The organism is Paenibacillus sp. Negev47 (assembly GCF_058313655.1).
Genome location: NZ_CM177754.1, coordinates 2,593,005 through 2,611,405, shown reverse-complemented (window position 1 = coordinate 2,611,405; position 18,401 = coordinate 2,593,005). Strand labels below are relative to the sequence as shown.

At 48.0% G+C, this 18,401-nt stretch carries 16 protein-coding genes; 4 read left to right on the top strand and 12 right to left on the bottom strand.

What is annotated here, in order from left to right:
- Positions 1-147 precede the first annotated feature (147 nt).
- The 12 genes from hfq to AC4G47_RS11970 all read right to left on the bottom strand — a co-directional run bounded on the left by hfq (position 148) and on the right by AC4G47_RS11970 (position 15,735).
- Positions 148-390: an RNA chaperone Hfq gene (gene hfq, locus AC4G47_RS12025; RefSeq protein WP_017687918.1), complete on the bottom strand. Its 243-nt coding sequence runs from the start codon at positions 388-390 to the stop codon at positions 148-150.
- Between the two features lie 371 nt (positions 391-761).
- The gene (gene miaA, locus AC4G47_RS12020; protein ID WP_491106689.1) at positions 762-1,709 is read right to left on the bottom strand and encodes a tRNA (adenosine(37)-N6)-dimethylallyltransferase MiaA; all 948 of its coding nucleotides are present in this window, start codon (positions 1,707-1,709) and stop codon (positions 762-764) included.
- Positions 1,699-2,484 (bottom strand): class I SAM-dependent methyltransferase, encoded by a 786-nt coding sequence (locus tag AC4G47_RS12015; protein WP_491106145.1) that lies wholly within the window; start codon positions 2,482-2,484, stop codon positions 1,699-1,701. Before AC4G47_RS12015 ends, miaA begins: the two co-directional genes overlap by 11 nt.
- Positions 2,485-2,501: 17 nt before the next feature.
- The gene (mutL, locus tag AC4G47_RS12010; protein ID WP_491106144.1) at positions 2,502-4,730 is read right to left on the bottom strand and encodes a DNA mismatch repair endonuclease MutL; all 2,229 of its coding nucleotides are present in this window, start codon (positions 4,728-4,730) and stop codon (positions 2,502-2,504) included.
- A gap of 22 nt (positions 4,731-4,752) precedes the next feature.
- A complete protein-coding gene (gene mutS, locus AC4G47_RS12005) occupies positions 4,753-7,554 on the bottom strand; it encodes a DNA mismatch repair protein MutS (protein ID WP_491106143.1) in 2,802 nt (933 codons plus the stop codon).
- Positions 7,555-7,939: 385 nt separating this feature from the next.
- Positions 7,940-9,190, bottom strand: a complete 1,251-nt coding sequence (locus tag AC4G47_RS12000) for a putative amidoligase domain-containing protein (RefSeq protein WP_491106142.1) — start codon at positions 9,188-9,190, stop codon at positions 7,940-7,942.
- A 201-nt stretch (positions 9,191-9,391) separates the two neighbouring features.
- A complete protein-coding gene (locus AC4G47_RS11995) occupies positions 9,392-9,952 on the bottom strand; it encodes an outer spore coat protein CotE (RefSeq protein WP_062835006.1) in 561 nt (186 codons plus the stop codon).
- A gap of 75 nt (positions 9,953-10,027) precedes the next feature.
- Entirely contained in the window at positions 10,028-11,005 is a 978-nt protein-coding gene (locus AC4G47_RS11990; RefSeq protein ID WP_145322142.1) for an aromatic acid exporter family protein, read from the bottom strand.
- 399 nt (positions 11,006-11,404) lie between these two features.
- Positions 11,405-12,196, bottom strand: a complete 792-nt coding sequence (locus tag AC4G47_RS11985) for an ABC transporter permease (protein WP_491106688.1) — start codon at positions 12,194-12,196, stop codon at positions 11,405-11,407.
- A 38-nt stretch (positions 12,197-12,234) separates the two neighbouring features.
- Positions 12,235-13,029: an ABC transporter ATP-binding protein gene (locus AC4G47_RS11980; RefSeq protein WP_458122919.1), complete on the bottom strand. Its 795-nt coding sequence runs from the start codon at positions 13,027-13,029 to the stop codon at positions 12,235-12,237.
- A gap of 28 nt (positions 13,030-13,057) precedes the next feature.
- A complete protein-coding gene (locus AC4G47_RS11975) occupies positions 13,058-14,062 on the bottom strand; it encodes an ABC transporter substrate-binding protein (RefSeq protein ID WP_491106141.1) in 1,005 nt (334 codons plus the stop codon).
- 158 nt (positions 14,063-14,220) lie between these two features.
- Complete coding sequence (locus AC4G47_RS11970; RefSeq protein ID WP_491106140.1) at positions 14,221-15,735, bottom strand: carboxypeptidase M32; 1,515 nt, start codon at positions 15,733-15,735, stop codon at positions 14,221-14,223.
- A gap of 407 nt (positions 15,736-16,142) precedes the next feature.
- On the opposite strand from AC4G47_RS11970, the gene AC4G47_RS11965 reads away from it, so the two are divergent.
- The 4 genes from AC4G47_RS11965 to AC4G47_RS11950 all read left to right on the top strand — a co-directional run bounded on the left by AC4G47_RS11965 (position 16,143) and on the right by AC4G47_RS11950 (position 18,344).
- Positions 16,143-16,718, top strand: coding sequence for a beta-class carbonic anhydrase (locus tag AC4G47_RS11965; protein ID WP_458122922.1), 576 nt, complete (start codon positions 16,143-16,145; stop codon positions 16,716-16,718).
- A 172-nt stretch (positions 16,719-16,890) separates the two neighbouring features.
- The gene (locus AC4G47_RS11960; protein ID WP_458122923.1) at positions 16,891-17,457 is read left to right on the top strand and encodes a PadR family transcriptional regulator; all 567 of its coding nucleotides are present in this window, start codon (positions 16,891-16,893) and stop codon (positions 17,455-17,457) included.
- A 99-nt stretch (positions 17,458-17,556) separates the two neighbouring features.
- Positions 17,557-18,060 (top strand): hypothetical protein, encoded by a 504-nt coding sequence (locus AC4G47_RS11955; RefSeq protein ID WP_458122924.1) that lies wholly within the window; start codon positions 17,557-17,559, stop codon positions 18,058-18,060.
- A 5-nt stretch (positions 18,061-18,065) separates the two neighbouring features.
- Positions 18,066-18,344, top strand: coding sequence for a YxcD family protein (locus tag AC4G47_RS11950; protein ID WP_017687903.1), 279 nt, complete (start codon positions 18,066-18,068; stop codon positions 18,342-18,344).
- The last annotated feature ends 57 nt before the right edge of the window (positions 18,345-18,401 follow it).

The following is an 18,401-nucleotide window of genomic DNA, read 5'->3' as shown; positions in this document are numbered from 1 at the left end:
GTTGCGTAATTTCTATTCGTCTCTAGGCTCAGACATATATTAAACATATTTTGCCCGGAATGAAAAGAACAACCCTTTATTCAGGTTGCTCTGTTTCACTGCCTATACTTGTAGACGAAATGGTTGGTGAAAAGGTTTCGTAATTTTTTAAGCTTCGCCGCTGTTATCTTGCTGCATCAGCGATACGCTGCGTTGCGGCGTGAACGTGGAGATGGCATGCTTGTAGACCATTTGCTGGCGTCCGTCGCTGTCAATGACGATCGTAAAATTGTCAAATGCCTTGATCGTCCCGCGGATTTGGAAGCCGTTAGTCAGATAGACCGTAGCTGGAATATTTTCTTTCCGCAGTTGGTTCAAGAACGTATCTTGGATGTTGATGGACTTGTTCATTAGCCGTACCCCCATTGGTTCATTTGAATTGTGTTCGAGTAATATTCAATATCGCTGAGTAGCTTTCGTGCTATTATATCATGAACAGTTTCATATAATCCACAAAAACCCCTTGCCTGCTGTTTTCACCCAATCTTGACGTGGTGCATAACTAGAAGACTTATCCATTATACACCGCTTGCCAGATTTGCAAAAGAGGCACAAATTCTTCGTTTCCAAACACATTCCTTGCTTGTTTGATGAACCCTCCAACTCTTCCATCAGTTGTAGTTATATACAAAAACCTCTACCCTTTTTAAATTGCAAAAAGATAGAGGTTCATATGTCACGATCTTTCCAAGTGGTCAGATCAATACTATTCATTGCTCAAATCAGTTAAATTTTCGTGTAATCAAGTCACTTACCTGCTTGAAATTGCCTTCAAAATCCTCGGTATCCGTCATGTCCACCCATTCAATATCCTTCATATGCCGGAACCAGGAGAGCTGCCGTTTGGCAAAACGACGCGTGTCTCTCTTCAACCACTCTACTGCGGCTTCCCAGCTCACTTCTCCTTGCAAGAATGCTGCAATTTCCTTATACCCCAGCCCTTGCATGGAAATATGACCTCTGGCCACTCCGCGTTCCAACAGGGATTTCACCTCATCCACCAGACCTTGTTCGATCATGAGATCAATCCGCTCTTCTACCCGGGCATATAACTTCTGGCGATCCATTGTCAAGCCAACAATAAGAAGATCATAAGGCGATTCTTTCTTCTGTACTGCCAGCTGATCAGACCACTTCTCTCCTGTGAGATGATGGATCTCAAGCGCACGTACAATTCGCCGTTGATCATTCGGATGCAGACGATCCGCACTTGCCGGGTCAACTTCCCTCAATCGATCATGAAGGGCCTGTGTTCCATGTTGCTCCGCATAGCTGAATTGTTGCTCTCTGAACGCTTCATCCGAACCGCTATCCGAAAATTGGAAGCCGTAACATACCGATTCCACGTACAGACCAGTCCCACCTACAATAAAAGGCATTTTACCACGTTCATGGATCTCACTAATCAATCGTGTGCAACTCTCCTGAAACTCGGCCACAGAATACGGGTACTCCGGTTCATGGATATCAATGAGATGATGGGGTACACCCTTCATTTCTTCAGAGGTAATCTTGGCTGTTCCAATATCCATTTCACGATATACCTGCATCGAATCGCCTGAGATAATCTCACAATTGAATGCTTGGGCAAGCTCGATGCTCATTCTCGTTTTGCCTACTGCTGTTGGTCCAACCAGCACAAGCAGTTTAGGTTTTGGTTTAACTTCCACTTTCAACATTAATCACTCCGTACAGGGTTTTTGCATTCGCCCGATCAAGTATTTTAAATCCGAGCCGGTCAAACTCCGCGCTGCCGCGCTTTTCTTTCATCACTACACGTTTACGGGCGACCCGTCTCGCTTCCATGATGCTCTGTTCATCCAGTGCATGTGCATTCGCATAATCTCGCAACGGCTGTATAGCACTTGAATCCATCATCGGTTCACGGAACATGGGGTCAAAGTATACGGTATCACAGCTTCGATCCGGCATGGACCGCAGCAACTCAAGATGATCTACATGTCGCAGATCAATGCGCCGGAAAGCCTCATCCACTAAAGGTTGATTGCTCTTATAATGGGACATGCCCTCCAGCAGCAATGTATAGAGCGGTTGAGAGCTCTCACATGCGATGACTCGTCCACTCTTACCAGCCGCAACCGAAAATACCAGAGCATCTGAACCGAGTCCAGCGGTACAATCAACAATTGTGTCGCCTTCAAGTACCGAGCCAGCTTCCAGCATGGGGTCGGCTTCCCCTCTTAGAACACGTTTTGCGCGAACAAATCCCATACTGGGGTGAAACTCCAGTTCCGTTGCATCTTTGCGAAACAAGCGCGCTCTGCCGTTGAGCACGACCAGGATTTCGTTGATACCATAATGTTCAATCAGTTTGGGTAAAGACGTTCTATTGCGCGGTACGTAGGTACCTCCTGTCGTTTCGGCGAGCTTACGCGCACGCTCCACCTGAGAGGCAATCTCCTTGTCACCGGTTGTAATGTACATAATGTCCCCCTAAATAGCTACATCACTCGTTTAAATAATTTTTCCAGATCATACGTTGAAAATGAAACCACAATCGGCCGCCCATGTGGACAAGTGTAGGGCTGTCGACATGAACCCAGACGCTGAATCAGCATTTCTGCCTCCTGATCCGTCAGCTTCTGGTTGGCTTTGATGGACGCCTTGCAGGAGCACATGATCGATGCAGCTTCTCGCATCTTGGCAACATCTATGCTGCGTTCGCTCAGAACCCATTCGGACATCTCTTCGATAATGTCTTTTTCGTCCCCTTTGGGGAACCAGAAAGGGTGGGAACGCACACGGAACGTCTGTCCACCGAAATGCTCCAAATATACACCTGCCTGCTCGAACCAGGCCAGCCTTGTTTTCAGCTTTTCCGTCTCCGAAGGTGTATACTCCAGCGTAATAGGCAGCAGTAACTCTTGTGAGGCCTGGGCAGGGTTACCGAATTTCTCGTAATAGTACTCATAATTCACGCGTTCATGAGCAGCATGCTGATCGATCAAATATAAACCTTGGTCATTTTGCGCGATCAAATACGTACCATGATGCTGTCCAATCAGACTCAGCTCTGGAAAAGCAGGCATGGATGCATCTGATTTAATGGCAGCAGCAAGTTTAGTAGCATCCGGAAATCCTGAACTTTTCCACGTCCGTTCACTTCGCGTAACCGAAGACGGATTATACGACGAACGAGCTTCTCTAACCGGTGAATTCATCGAATCGGAACGATACGTAGCCGGCGTGCCCTCAGCCAGCGGTTCTTCTGTAGCTCCACGACCTCCACCATCTTGAGAAGAGAGGTCAGTTCTGGGAAAAGTTTCGGTAGAACTTGTACTTGAACTTGTACTTACATCCTTAGTGCCTTCTTGCACGTTATCAGATGTGTACCCTCCGTCATTACGAGCACTCTTCTGCAAAATATCTCCGTTCCAACTTTCTAACTGCTCAGGGGGGTGTGTAATCTCAGGTGGAGCTTCGGGCAATGGCACCGACTGACCCTGTTCAGATACCCCCTGAACTGTGGACACATCCGCCGGAGCATCCAAGTCCAGATCATCATCTTCCGCAATCAATTTCACCGGTGCAGAAGCAGATTTCCCGAGTGGACCTTGTTGCCCATATCCTTCCGCATCAGATTGATCTTTCAGAGGACCACGCGGGAAGAGGAATTGTTCCTGGATAAACGAACTATCGTCTCCGCGTCGGATCTGCTGCTTTTTGACCTGTGGGATCAATACCTCCTGACGGAGTATTCCCCGCAAGGTCGTCTCTACGAATTCATACAGCTCTGGTTCCTTGCTGAAGCGAACCTCCAACTTGGCCGGATGCACGTTCACATCCACAAGCGATGGGTGCATCTCCAGTTGCACCACGACAAGTGGGAAGCGGTTAATAGGCAGCAAGGTATGGTAGGCTTTGAGAATCGCCTGATTGAGACCGTAATTGCGAACAAATCGCCCATTAACAATCGTCGACATGCCACCACGATTCGCCCGTGTCCATTCTGGCAGGCTGATCAGCCCACTCACTCGGTAATCCAGACTTTCTCCCTGGATGGGGAGCATCGCTTTTGCTGCACTTGTACCATAGATCGCGGCAACCACTTGCAGCAAATCGCCGTTGCCCAACGTCTGAAGCAACACATTCTCATTATGGCGCAGTCGGAACGAAATGTTGGGATGAGACATCGCCATCCGGTATAGGACATCTGAAATATGTCCCAGCTCCGTCTGGATCGTTTTCATATATTTAAGTCTGGCTGGTGTGTTGTAAAATAGTTCTTTCACTGCAAAATCAGTACCTTGGGGTGAGGTTGCATCTTCATGAGAGACAAGGTTCCCGCCTTCAATCACGATGCGGCGCCCTCGCCCGTCATTGCCACTTGCCGATAACACCTCTACCTTGGATACCGCGGCAATACTTGCCAAGGCTTCTCCGCGGAATCCAAGACTTGTGATCTGGAACAGATCTCGGCCATTAGCTATTTTGCTGGTCGCATGACGATAAAAGGCGGTTTCCATATCCTCTGGCTCAATACCTGAACCATTGTCTTTGACACGAATACTAAGGAGTCCACCCTCTTCCACCGTCACTTCAATCTTGGTGGCGCCTGCATCCACCGAGTTTTCAAGCAACTCCTTGACGACTGAAGCAGGCCGTTCGACCACCTCACCCGCCGCGATCTGGTTGGCAATATGTTCATCTAGTACATGTATTTTCGCCACAGGTTTTCCCCCTCCCATATACTCAGGATAATTGCTGTGCCTTCACTTTGAGATCATTCAATAGCTGCATCGCCTGAAGAGGCGTTATATTCATGACATCGATATCTTTCATCGTACGGATGAATTCTCGTGCTGGCTTATCCACTGTAATTACGTCCGGTTTCGTTGGCACGTTCGGCTCATCATCGCCAAAGATGGACAGTTGTACCACATCCGAATGGCTCGCACTGGACTGTACCTTGCTGTTTGGTTTCTTGGCATGCGGCTTCGCGGTCGAATCTTCAATAGAAGATGTGTAATCTGGACTTTCCGCAGTATCATGCTCCCGGATCATTGGCGCCGAGTCCGTGTGCTGGAATTCTACGCCTTTTCCATTCAGGCCTGCTTCCTGCTTCTCGTTTCCGATGTATTCACTGCCCACCGCTACTTGAGCAGCCGCATGTTCAAACCCGTGCAACAGTCCATTCGCCCGCTCAATAATGCTATCAGGCAGACCTGCCAGGCGCGCGCAATAGATACCATAACTGCTGCTGGCAGCTCCGGCAATCAATTTGCGCAGGAAATTAACCTTATCGCCGCTCTCCTGTACCGCCATCGAGTAGTTGGCTAGCTTGTCCAGACTCTCCTCCAGATGAGCAAGCTCATGGAAATGAGTCGATACGAGAGCCTTACAACCGATAATATCATGCACATATTCAATGACAGACTGAGCAATCGCCATACCTTCGCTGGTCGACGTTCCCCGTCCCAGTTCATCAATAATAATCAGGCTGCGCGGTGTCGCTTTGTCCGTCATGACCTGAATGTCGGCCATCTCCACCATGAATGTGCTTTGTCCGCCAATGAGATCATCCGCGGCACCAATCCGTGTGAAAATGCGATCCATGATCGGCACTTCCGCCTGACCCGCAGGCACAAAACAACCCACTTGCGCCAGAATGGAGATTAAAGCCACCTGTCGCATATACGTGCTCTTACCAGCCATATTCGGACCGGTAATCAGCAGAATACGCGCCTCTTCCTTGGTCATTGCGGTGTGATTGGCAATAAATGCACCATCTCGCATGACAGCCTCAACGACCGGATGGCGTCCTTCTTCCACAACCAGATCATAACCGTCGGTCAGCGTAGGGCGTACAAAATTGCTTTCTGCACTAATCACCGCAAAAGATTGATACACATCAATCTCTGCAACCTGTTCGGCCAGCTTCTGCAGTCTTGCGATCTCTTTGTTCAGTCGCTCGCGCAGCTCTGCGAACAGCCCATACTCAATATCAATCATTTTGTCCTGAGCTTCAAGAATCAGCGTCTCTTTTTCCTTCAATTCAGGCGTAATGTATCGTTCTGCATTGGCAAGCGTCTGTTTACGTTCATAACGCCCCTCTGGCAACGAGGATAGATTGGACTTGGTGATCTCGATATAATAACCAAACACTTTGTTATATCCAATCTTCAGCGATCGAATGCCTGTCGCCTCACGCTCCCGTGCTTCCAGCTCCGCAATCCACTGTTTCCCGTTGACCGAAGCCTCACGCAATTCATCCAGACGTTCATGGTATCCTTCACGAATCAGACCTCCGTCCCTTACCGATACCGGCGGCTCGTCCACAATGGCTAGCCCGATCGCTTCACGCAGATCATTGCAATCATCCATCGTTTCGGCAATATGCTGCAGTGTTGCAGAGGATGATCCTGCGCAATGCTGGCGTAGCCCTGGAATTTTCTCCAGCGATGACTTGAGCGCATTCAGATCACGACCATTGGCATTACCAAAAGCAATACGGCCTACCAAGCGCTCCAGATCATAGATGTCTTTGAGCTCTGCGCGCAGATCCTCACGCAGTATAAACTGGTTGTACAGCGTATCTACCGCTTCCAGACGCTCATTGATTTTCCCTTTTTGTAGCAATGGCTTATCAACCCAACGACGTAGCATTCTCGCACCCATGGATGTCTCCGTCCGATCAAGCAACCAGAGTAATGAACCTTTTTTGGAGCGTTCACGCACGGTTTCCACTAATTCCAGGTTCCTACGGGTAAACGGGTCCAAAATCATATAATGATCCGGCTCATAGGTTGAGATCTGTGTTAATTGCCCAAGAGAACGTTTCTGAGTCTCACTCAGATAGGAGAAAAGTCGTGCAATACATGCTTGACGCTCAGGCTCCAATCTGGCCCACACGGCCTCGCCAAACTGCTGACGGACCAGATCTTCCTTATTCTTTGTCCACGATGTGTACACCACTGGGCGACCGATTGGAGATGCCTCGGCTTCTACCGTTTCAAGCAGTGCTGCATCCCCAACCAGCTCCGATGGTTCATAGATGCCGATCTCGTCCTTGAGCCATTCCTTGGAATACGGTACCGATGTCACATACAACTCACCCGTGGACAGATCACAAGCTGCCAGCGCCAGCGTATTCTGATTACCTGTCAGGCAAACCATGTAGTTGTTGGACTTGTCTCCCAGGGTTTTGCCTTCCATCACCGTTCCGGGTGTGACCACACGTACAATTTCACGTCGTACCATGCCTTTGGTAACACTTGCATCTTCCATCTGTTCGCAAATCGCAACTTTATATCCTTTTTCAATCAGACGCTGTATGTAATTGTCAGCCGAATGATAAGGCACACCGCACATCGGAATTTTGTCATCCGCTCCACCATTACGTGCGGTCAGCGTGATCTCAAGTTCACGGGCAGCATTAATCGCATCCTCGAAGAACATTTCATAGAAGTCACCCAATCTAAAAAATAAAAAAGCGTCCTGCGCTTCGGCCTTCACTTGCAAATATTGTTGAATCATTGGCGTATATTGAGCCATGATGAATATCCTCCATCCCGTTCCTATGATGTCAGGAAGAAACGCTCCCTGGAAGGACAATAAGACGGTCAGGCACTGTATTTGCGCCTCCGCCTTATGTGTTGGCTATACGCCACTTCCTTCAAAGGTTGCTGCTCCATATCTTCCGTAGCTATTACTTAAAAAGGTTGTTCAAAAAGTTCGCTTTTGATTACGAAGGATGCCTAGTGGCATCATCAGCATCGAATATGGCATTCAGCCGAAATGTCCGTTGCTCACGTAGTTTTCCTACGCTCCGCTACTCCATTTCTAGCTTCATCCCATCTTCTCGGTACTGAAAACCGTTCTTTTTGAACACGCACTTAAACAGACTTGTTTCTTATTATATCAAAAAAACGTCCACTCTTCATGAACCTGCCCGAATATTCCAGAGTTTGCGAATATCCCGGCTCTCATCCCAGGTTCTCCCCAGTTTTAATTGAAGGATTAACGGGGTTGCATATCGTTCATAACGTGCATATCCATCCAATCTCTTCAGATCATCTACCAGAGTTGGGATGTGTTCCTGGATTACTTCGCGTCTTCCTTCATAAAAAGCGGTATGCACCTCGGCCTTCTCCAACGGACGCTGCCGTAATTGAGTATAACCGCTTGCGATCAGACCTGCCAAGGCCACTACGCCTTTCGCAACAAGGGGCGACACAAGAAAGCTGGGTAACGTTCGATACTCAAAACCACCATAGGATTTCAGGCGAAAGTCACCAAGCGCTCCATAACGGGGCCGTCTTCCCGATCCACGCGGGTCCTGAAGAAATGCCAGTGGCAATGCCAGATAATTGTCCAGTGCGCGGAGTAGTTCCCCTGTAAGATTCACCCCGCTAAAATGAATATGACCACCTAGAGGTAACCCCCGTTGTGGCATCCCTCCTGCCTGCCAGATGAGCGAGTGATCACTGATGCTGCGTGAAGCCGCTGCGAATGCCCTCATCAGGTGAGCCAGTAGCTCACGCGGTTCAGAGCTGGGCGCGGGCCGCAATTCGGCAACCGGATATATACGCCGCCCACCAACCGTCACGGAATCACAACCTGCAATTCCTGTGCGTTCAAGAAATCTGGAGGCGGGTACGATTTTGGATTCTGGCATCTGTACCAGAAGAAACTCCGGGTCCATCCCGAGTATGGGCGTGGGTCTGTGACTCCGCTCCTCATCCAGAAGCCCTTGCTGCTGCCTCCAGCTTTCTCTGTAGGTAGCAGCAAGGTTGGTCACACCTTTCCATGGACACGGGTCGATCGAAATTACTGCACAGCCACCGCTTCCGGAGGATTCCATTCGAACAGCCCCATGATCCAGTCCTAACGTATACAGCGTTTTGATCGCAAGACGTTCAACACGCTTGAACAAGGTTGAACTCCCCTCACGCTCCAACAGACTTTCCTCTGTTCCTCCCATGCCGCTAGTATCTTTGCGTTTGATCCGGATCGCTTGCAGACAGCTTATCTCCACATCATAGCGTACACGCAAACCCGGTTCACGCTTGCGACGATCCCGCAATGACAATACTTCAATGCCTGCCTGTTTCAACCGTTCTGTACGTTCACCTGAGGTCATATTTTCATATTGGCGTATTGCTTCCTCCGCTTGTTCCATCACATTCATTACGTCCCTCCTCCCGGTTCACCCAACTAAAATAAAAATAACCCCGCAATGCGGAGCCTTCTCGTGAAAGGTATTCCAGGCACTTTGCGAGGCTCATTACCACCCATTTTTCACTAATTAAGAAGAAAGAGGGCTTACGCCCTCTTCACCGCGCCTTCTGGCGCATATGATACCTTAGGTTATTAAATGCAGGCGTCAATCTCACAGCTCATCGTCGAGCAGATCGGGATCGAGATCGTCATAATCTCCATCGCCACTGCCAAAGTCATAGTCCTTGTCTTCGTAATCACCGCAACCATCTGTGCAGACTTTCACACAAACTTTAGTCTCGGCAACGAGTTCCACAGCGAATTCCCGTTCTACCCGGATAATTACACTGCTTCCACCTGCTGATACTGTGGCTTCCACACAGCTAGGTTCCTGCGTTGCATCCGCAGATACCTCTACAGTGGAAGTCCGGTGTTTCGGGTCCAGATAGGACAAAGGCACATGTTCTACATACGACACCGTTTCTTTGGCTACATCCGTCTGCGAATTCTTGTCATAAGAATACCAAATGTTGATATCGTAAGTACCAATAACTTCAATTCCGTCACCCGCTGATACGGCTTCATATTGGTGGTTGATAATCCAAGCCCCCAAAATACTGGTCGGACCATTTGGCGGAGTCACGGTATGTGTTACGGTAGAGAACTTACGACCCTTGCCGCAGATCGCCTTCGTGATAATCTCTCTACATTGATGTTTATGACTCAATGACATCTTTAAACCTCCTCCATACAATCATTCACTACAAGTGTATGCAGGGCATCCGTCTAGGGTGACAACTATTTTCTATTATTCGTTTGTAGATTGGGACCGGTCCGAGATTGGGGACGGTGCTTTGTCCTTCTTCGCGACTTTCAGATACAGCGCGAGTTCACGGCACAGCTGGAGAATTGCGGAACGAATCTCGAATTCTTCCCTTGTATCCGGCAACTCCATACGTTTGAATTCTTCCTGCACATCCGCAAGAAGTTTTTCAGTTCGTCCGGTATAGGATTCAGTAAGTACATCCTGACTAAGTTGATCGAACAGCTCCGATACCATTTCCGCATGGGGCATCTTCTCATATATCTGGGATACCAGATGCATCATGTGCTGGATGGAGTCCAGTTGCGTTTTGCGCATATAGAAGTAGACACTCCATTCCTCATTCGGATGAATTACCTGATTCTCCAGAGAACGCTTGGCTGCTTCGATGCCGCCCAAAATCGCTTTATCTGCTTCAATCAGTTCTCTCCCCGCCCACGCTTCATTAGGATTACGCAGCGTCGCCGCGAATTCCTTGAAGATCTTCGAGAAAAGTTCATCGATTCGTTTGCGAATGCGCAGCATCTGTGGATCTGCTGCCGGCATATAGGCCAGGTTAACCGCCATTGCCGAACCAAGGCCAATCAGCAGCAATGCAATTTGCACGAGAATGACATGAATGTCCATCTCCCCGCCGCCAAACACCCGAAACACCACGACTGAACCTGTCACAATGCCTTCCTTGAAACCTACCCGGACAATCACCGGAAATGCGATCAATATGTATACGGCCAGCACCCAGTAATGAAAGCCTAGAAAGTGAAAAAGTACACTTGCAAATAAAAGTCCGACCACTGAAGCGAAGAATCTCGCTGATATGGTGCGGATACTTCTTTTTCTCGTTACATCCACGCCAAGAATAGCAAGCAATCCCGCTGATGTCGGTCCCGGCAAGCGGCACCAGTCCGCAATCAATACGGCCATTAATGCGGCGATTGCGGTTTTAATTACCCTAAAACCCATTTAACATTCCATCTCCTCTAAGCTGCAAAAAAGTTCTTAGCCAGCTCATCGCCTCATTCATATGAACTACTTGTCCGATCGTCTGATCTCTGACGAGATCTTCGGATACGAACCATCATGACTAGTATGACTCATCCAACTGTAAACTAGACGACATCAACCGACATGCGCATGCATGCCGGTCACAGCAACACGCCCCGAATGAGGGACGCTGGCAAGTTAGATCGTTGCGACAGAACCTCAAGGCCCTCTTCTCCAATCATCGCATTCATTCCGGATCTCCGCGGAATATTCATACTAAATATGGTACTTGATTTTACGGTATCGGGCAACGTGACACCCCTTGTGAAATTGTATACATATCATAAACGAAAATATCATCAGTTAAACACGATTAAATCACCTGCGCCCAGCCAGCAATTTCCGCTCTGCATACACAACCAGTTGATACATTGCTGTGGCAACTGCAGCGATAATTAACAAACTCGATAATACGAGCGTGAAGTTAAACACCTGGAATCCGTAGATAATCAGATAACCGAGCCCCTGTTTCGCGACCAGAAACTCACCCACGATTACACCCACCCAGGCCATGCCCACGTTGACTTTCAAGGTCGATACAATCGCTGGAAAAGAAGCTGGCAATACGACTTTCGCAAAAATCTCGGAACGTTCTCCACCAAACGTACGAATCACTTTAATATAATTGGGATCCACTTCATTGAAGCTGTTATACACGACCAATGTCGTGATAATGACCGTGATGGACAACGTGGTCATGACAATGGCTGTAAAACCTGCGCCGAACATAACGATAAAGATTGGGCCGAGTGCTACCTTTGGCATACTGTTGAACACAACCATATAGGGGTCCAGCACTTTGGACAAAAAAGGAGACCACCAAATTAGAACGGCAAGCAAGGTTCCAACGAGTGTTCCCAACAAAAAACCGACTGCCGTTTCCCCTACGGTTACCGCAACATGCGCCCACAACTCGCCGCTGGCGATGTCCTTGCCGATCTGAGCAAAAACTTTACTTGGGTAACTGAACAGCAGCACATCAATCCAGCGAAGTCTGCCTGCCAGTTCCCACAACAAAAACATAGATACCAGCATGGATAACTGTACAGCAAGCACTTGATGTCGCCATCTGGCCACCTCCTGAATGTGATTCCGATGCAGCTGCCCCATCCATTCGTCACGCTTTTCCTGCTTCGGATTCGTTTGATTCACGCGTCTTTCTCACCTCCCCCGAACTGGTCCAGTTCACTCCATAACGCCTGAAACAGCTCATTGAATCCTTCTTGCTCCCTGGCATGGAACGGCTGAGAATTGCGTATTCCATCGGGAATGACAAATTCACGACGGATGCGGCCAGGATTGCGATCAAGTACAATGACTCGGTCACTGACCGCTATGGCTTCAGACAAGTCATGGGTGACGAGTACAGAGGTTTTGCCAAACTGTTTTAACGTATCCGAAACCAGATCCTCCAGTTGCAGCTTGGTTTGATAATCGAGCGCTGAAAATGGTTCATCCAACAATAGAATTCCCGGATCGGTTGCCAGCGTGCGCACAAGCGCCACTCGCTGTCTCATTCCTCCTGAAAGTTCTGAAGGGTACTGATTCTCCGTTCCTGCCAGACCCATACTTACCAGAAGTTCACGTACACGCGCACGACTCCGTTCATCCAATCTGCCTGTCAGCTCAAGTCCGATCAATGCGTTATCCAGAATGGTCCGCCAGGGAAACAGATAGTCCTGCTGGAGCATATAACCAATCTGCGATGAAGGGCCGCCAACAAGCTTGCCTTTAACCTTAACCTCTCCTCGGGTAGGCGTGAGCAGACCGGCAATGATCGACAACAACGTCGTTTTACCGCATCCGCTCGGTCCTACCAGACTCACGAACTCCCCTTTTTGGATCTCCAGACTCAAGTCTTCAATGACCAATGAAGCTTCCCGCTCGCTAACGTAGACTTGAGATATTCCTTCCAGTCGGATCACACTTTCGGATTCAGGCATTCTGCTCACTCCCTTTCCTGAATACCCATTACTTCGATGTCGTGGCTTCTTCCGCGAAGGCATTATCCACAATTGCATTCAAGTCCACGCGTTGTTTCAATTCCCCGGCAGCACTCATGACATCAAGCAGATTGTTCCACTCTGTCTCATCAATGATCGGGTCCGTTGCATAGGTGCCCTGTTCCTTATAACGGTTCACACTACTGACCAGAATGGCTGGATCAATGTCTTTGAAAAAAGGAGTAATGACTTCCGCAATCTCTTCAGCCGTATGAGAATCTACCCATGCTTGCGCTTTGTGCAGACCATTCGTAAACTTCTGCACGATATTCTTATTGTCGTTAAGATAGCTCTGTTTCGTCATGAAGACGGTATAGGGCAGGTGACCACCTTCTTTTCCAAACGATGCAACAACCTTGCCCCGACCTTCTTGTTCAAAGATGGAGGCCTGCGGTTCAAACAGCTGTACATAATCTCCCGTGCCTGAAGCGAAAGCAGAAGCAATGTTGGCGAAGTCCACATTCTGAATCAGCTCCAGATCACTTTGCGGATCAATACCATGTTTGTTCAGCGTGAACTCACCTGCCATTTGCGGCATTCCGCCCTTTCTCTGTCCAAGGAAGACACTCTGATTCAGTTGATCCCAATCAAAGCTACCTTCCGGATTACGAGCGAACAGAAAAGTACCATCCGTCTGGGTGAGCTGGGCAAAGTTAATGACTGGATCTTCTGCTCCCTGCTGATAGACGTATATGGACGTCTCCGCTCCTACCAGCGCAATGTCCACCGAACCTGCGAGCAATGCCGCCATCGTTTTGTCACCGCCAGCCGTCGTCTGAATGTCCACCTCAAGTCCCTGCTCCTCAAAAAAACCTTGAGCCACGGCCACATACTCCGGTGCGTAAAATACCGAACGAGTCACTTCGCCTATCGTAATCTTGGCTTCATTCTCTTCCTTATTACAGCTGGTGAGCGCCACAATGATAATCAGCAGAATAACAATGCCCCGGACGAACCATGGCGTGTATTTCATGATCTTTCCCTCCTTCATTGGTTTCAGCAGTTTCTCTCTATTATGGATATGCCGCTGCCCAACAAAAGGTTAAGAACTTAAATACAAAAAAGAGCCGGGCAATGATGTCCGACTCTTCAGCTCTTCTAAATGCTATTCAATATAGTGTTTATTGGATACTACAGCTTGTAAATCTCGGCATATTTGGCTTCCAAATAATCGGCCAGATAATCCGGGTTCAATTCTTCGCCCGTTACGGCAACAATCAATTCGGAAGGTGTACGACTTTTGCCATAGCGATAGATCTTGTCTGTAAGCCATTCTTTGATTGGAATCAGATTACCTTCGGCAATATGGATATCAAACTCCGGCATTTCCTTGCGCAATGTATGTAGAATTTGAGCTGCATACATGTTACCCAGAGAATACGAAGCAAAGTAACCGAAGTCACCACCGGACCAGTGAACATCCTGAAGAACGCCTTCTCCATCATTCGTTGGCATAATACCGAGGTATTCCTTGTATTTTGCATTCCAGGTCTCTGGCAGATCCTTCACTTCAAGACCATCGTTAAACAGCATTTTCTCAATCTCATAGCGAATAATAATGTGCAGGTTGTAGGTCAGTTCATCGGCTTCAATCCGAATCAGCGAGCTTTCCACCCGGTTGATTGCACGATAGAAGTCTTCCAGTTCAACCTCGTTCAGTTGCGGGAAATGCTGCTGCAAATCCTTGTAATAGCGTGTCCAGAATGGCAGGCTGCGACCAATCATATTTTCCCATAGACGAGACTGAGACTCATGAATACCCATCGAAGTTCCTTCGGCAAGAAGGGTGCCCGCCAGACTGTCATCAATATTTTGCTCATACAGGGCATGTCCGCCCTCATGCAGTGAACTGAAGACTGCGCTTGCTACATCATCCTGCAGATAGTGTGTGGTGATCCGCACATCACCCGGGTTAAGGCCTGTTGCAAAAGGATGAACGCTCTCGTCCAAACGTCCTGCCTCAAAGTCATAGCCCATCTGTTCCAGGATGAACAGGCTGAACTTTTGCTGTTGTTCGGTGTCAAACAGCTGGTTCAAAAACTCTGTATTCGGCTTGTGGTCCGAAGCATTAATCTTCTCTTGCAAAGGCACCAAACGTGCTTTGAGGCGAGCGAACACAGCATCCACTTTTTCAACCGTCAGATCCGGCTCATACATATCAAGCAGCGTATCATAACGAGTATCTTTCACACCCCAATAATCAATAAACTCTTGTTTAAGCTTAACGATATCTGTCAGATAGGGTGAGAACCCTGCGAAATCACTGTTATGTTTGGCATCTTCCCATGCCGTTTCCGACTTGGCTGTAAGCACAGTATAGGCTTGTACTTTTTCCGGTGGTACGGACTGACTGCGATCATATTCTTTCTTGCAATCTTCAACCAGACGACGATCTATATCTTCGAGTTGTTCCAATACCGCTGGAGCAGTTAATGCATCCAGGTAGGTCTTCATGTCAGCCGAAGTTTGCAATTTGAATGCTTCGGTGGACAACATACCCAGCGTCTCCGAACGAGTCGGAACGCCTTTTTTCGGCGCACCTGTGCGCAAATCCCAGTGAAGCAAACCAATGGCTTCATGATAACTCTTAATTTTACGAGCCAAATTACGGAAGGAATCCAAATGTTCCTGTGTTTGTTTATCCATTGTTAACGTCCACCTCTTCAAAAAAAGTTTATACACCTATTGATGATACTTTTCCCATTGAGTATAATCAACTTTTAACAGAGGCAAATTGCATTATTCTACTACAAGTGAGTGTTCAAAAAGTCTGGTTTTCAGTACCGAGAAGATGGAATGAAGAAGAAATGGAGTAGCGGAGCGTAGGAAAACTACGTGAGCAACGGACATTTCAGCTGAATTTCATCTTCGATGCTGATGATGCCCAAGGCATGATTCGTAATCAAAAGTGGACTTTTTGAACAACCTCTAAAAAGGTTGGAGTAATGCCGTCTGCTGACGGTGATATACCAAAAAAGCAAAGGCGCGTAGGACAAGCTGCATCGATTGCAAGTGGCCGTGCTCGTCGTATTGGATAACAGGAGGCAATGGACATGAACAACATTCAAGAGATTTTGGCTTACAACAAATCATTTGTCGAGACCAAAGAATACGAAAAGTATACGGCTGGCAAGTTTCCAACCAAAAAGATGGTTATCATCACTTGTATGGATACACGTCTGGTGGAAATGCTGCCCAAGGCCATGAATCTGAAGAACGGTGATGTGAAAATCATCAAAAACGCAGGCGCGATTATCTCTCAGCCTTTCGGCAGTGTAATGCGTAGTGTGCTTGTCGCCATCTATGAACTGGGTGCAGATGAAGTCCTGGTTGTGGGACATACGGAATGTGGTATGGCTTCCCTTCACGCAGAGACAATGATTGGACATATGGTTGAGCGTGGCGTATCTGAAGAAGTCATGACAACCCTGGAGAACTCCGGCATCCGTTTGCAAAAGTGGTTGCGCGGGTTTGACAGCGTCGAAGAAGGGGTAAAACATACTGTGGAAGTGATCAAGAAGCATCCTTTACTTCCTCCCAATGTACCCGTCCACGGCATGGTTATCGATTCTGCCACAGGTGAGCTTGATCTTGTCGCTGAGGGGTATGGACAACAGGAATCTCTCTAAATGGTTTGGAGTGCGGACCTTATGGTCCGCACTTTTTTTGTCTAAATTAAGGCAGTTGTTCTGTCAGGTTGTCAAACCATACAGTTTCAGTGTACACTTTTATGAAAGCGGTCAAAGAAATCAAAATTGATTGTTTTCTCTGATCCAGCCCTAATATTAAGGAGACATGTGCATGAACATACTTTCCTACGGATTGCTCGGGCTGCTTACCCGCGAGGAGTCATCGGGCTATGATCTGATGCTGAAGATTCAGCCGCATTGGCAGGCCAAACACAGCCAGATCTACCCACTCCTGTCCAAGATGGAAAACGATGAGTTATTGGCCTCCCGCTGGGTACAACAGTCTGACAAACCGGACAAGAAAATGTACGCAGTTACGGAAAAAGGCATTGAAAAGCTCTTGGAATGGATGATTACTCCTGTTACCGCACCGGTTACACGCGATGAGTTTAATTTGCGTATCTTGTGTGTTGGCATTGCGGAAGACGGAAGCATGAGACGCATTCTTAACGAGCGTAAAAGCTGGTTTATGGAACGCATACGTTATTTCGAGGAACTGAAGTCACGTATACCTCTGGATAATCTTCGTGTAGGCAACCGAGACTTTGGAAGCTACATCCTGGTACAAAAAGGGTTAATGAATGCACAAACAGGCCTGGAATGGTGTAACTGGGTTACCCAATTGCTTGATGGCCAAGCTGCAATTCAAGACCCAAGCCCAAGCGTTTCAGAAATTTAATCAAAATTTGAAACGTTCCTGCAAGTTGACCGTATTACATGAGTAAGGCCCATTTTTGGGCTTGTCAAACAAATTAATCGGGGGGTTACGATCTTTACAATGAAGAAAAAATTTGGAGTTAAACATCTAATGATGGTATTTATGGCCTTTACATTATTGTTCGCAACAGTGGGAGTAACGAATCCGGATTCTGCGGATGCAAGACGTGGTGGCGGATTCAAATCCGGCACGAAAAGTTATACCAACACACCTAAGAAATCCGACTCCAACAGCAACGTGAATCAATCCAATTCCGGCAATAACTCCGGTACTGGCGCAGCTGCAACTCGTGGTGGTGGATTCTTCGGCGGTGGCGGCGGCTTCATGAAAGGCATGATGCTTGGTGGTCTTGCTGGTATGATGTTCGGCGGACTGTTCGGTGGCATGGGCGCCCTGGGTAACATCCTTGGATTGCTCGTGAACGTTGCAGCAATTATGTTGATTGTTATGCTGGCTATGGCACTCTTCAGAGCCATCTCCAATCGTCGCAAACCTGCAGCGGATGGCCGTCATGACCGTCGCAATGATCGTGATGATGACCGTAACAGAAACGGACGGTACTAATCTCTATGGTTCTGAGCATGGATGAAATTGTGAATGCAATCTGTATTCATATGGCAGAACGTAAGGGTGTACGTCCAACCGATGTGAATGTAGAACTGAGCTGGGAAGAAGATACAGGTTATTCCGCTGAAGTTTGGATCCAAGGACGCAGTCAATATCTGGTCGAGTCCAACATGATTGAAGCGATTCTTCGCTACCTGCACAGTGAATACAACATCCGGGCGTACCGTGAGAACGTACGACTTGATCTGGATGAAGAGATCACAGCGATCGTAAATCAATAAGATAGGTCACTCACACTGGCCTGATATACGAAAGACCCGCCTCCCCTCTGTCGCCTG